The 929-nt window shown below is 61.4% G+C and carries 1 protein-coding gene and 2 pseudogenes; 2 read left to right on the forward strand and 1 reads right to left on the reverse strand.

The features are described from left to right. Window positions 1-163: pseudogene (locus EN969_RS36455) on the reverse strand (amidase); the annotation flags it as partial. A gap of 152 nt (window positions 164-315) precedes the next feature. On the opposite strand from EN969_RS36455, the gene EN969_RS33020 reads away from it, so the two are divergent. Continuing rightward, window positions 316-855, forward strand: coding sequence for a sigma-70 family RNA polymerase sigma factor (locus EN969_RS33020; RefSeq protein WP_063169719.1), 540 nt, complete (start codon window positions 316-318; stop codon window positions 853-855). After that, window positions 852-929, forward strand: a pseudogene (locus EN969_RS36460) (anti-sigma factor); the annotation flags it as partial. The gene EN969_RS33020 and the pseudogene EN969_RS36460, both read left to right, overlap by 4 nt.

Genomic DNA, 929 nt, shown 5'->3' on the forward strand with positions numbered 1-929 from the left:
AGGCATCGTAGAGCGGTTCGGCCGTGGCATTGATGTCGGGACGGGTGGCCTCGGCGCGGGCAATCGCGGCGTCGGTCAGTTCGACGGCCGAAACCTCGCCCTTGCGGACCAGATTGGCGAGGCCGGTGGCATCTTCTTCCCAAAGGATCCGTTCGACCGACATGCGCGCTCCCCCATCAATGAAGGCAAGCTAGCCAGTGGCAATTCCATTGGCAATCGACCGACGGATCCGGGCCGGCGACACACAAAAGCTTAGGCGTGCACAAGGTTATTTCCGTCGTTGCAAATACATGGCAATCGCCTAATTTGCCTGCAATGACGCCGCAGGACATCACCAAGCTGATCGTTCGGACTTCGATGAAGGATCGGGCCGCGTTCGATCTGCTTTACCGGCAGACCAGCGCGAAACTTTTTGGCGTCTGTCTTCGTGTATTGAACGACCGGGGAGACGCGGAAGAAGCGCTGCAGGAAGTCTTCGTCAAGATATGGACGAAGGCCGACCGTTTTGCTGTTTCCGATCTAAGCCCGATCTCCTGGCTGGTGGCAATCGCGCGCAATCATGCGATCGATCGCATCAGAGCGCGGCGCAACCCCGCCGCCGACATCGATGCCGCGCTCGACGTGGCCGATCCGGCGCCGGGGCCTGAAGCGATGGCGGTGGCGGGCGACGAATCCGAACGTATCCACCATTGTCTCGATGAGCTGGAGAAGGACCGGGCAGCAGCCGTCCGGGGCGCCTATCTCAAGGGCGAGAGCTATGCCGAACTGGCGGAGCGCCATGGCGTGCCGCTGAACACGATGCGTACATGGCTGCGCCGCAGCCTGTTGAAACTCAGAGAATGCCTGGAAAGATGACGCTGGCAGAAGACACAGGACCGGAACGTGGAGGCGACGACCTGCTCGCCGCCGAGTACGTTCTCGGCGTGCTC

The organism is Mesorhizobium sp. M7A.F.Ca.CA.003.01.2.1 (assembly GCF_003998945.1).
Lineage (GTDB): Bacteria > Pseudomonadota > Alphaproteobacteria > Rhizobiales > Rhizobiaceae > Mesorhizobium > Mesorhizobium ciceri.

Excerpts from the sequence above, each read along its gene's own strand:
- EN969_RS33020 (WP_063169719.1), top strand. The coding sequence starts at position 316 with ATGACGCCGCAGGACATCACCAAGCTGATCGTTCGGACTTCGATGAAG.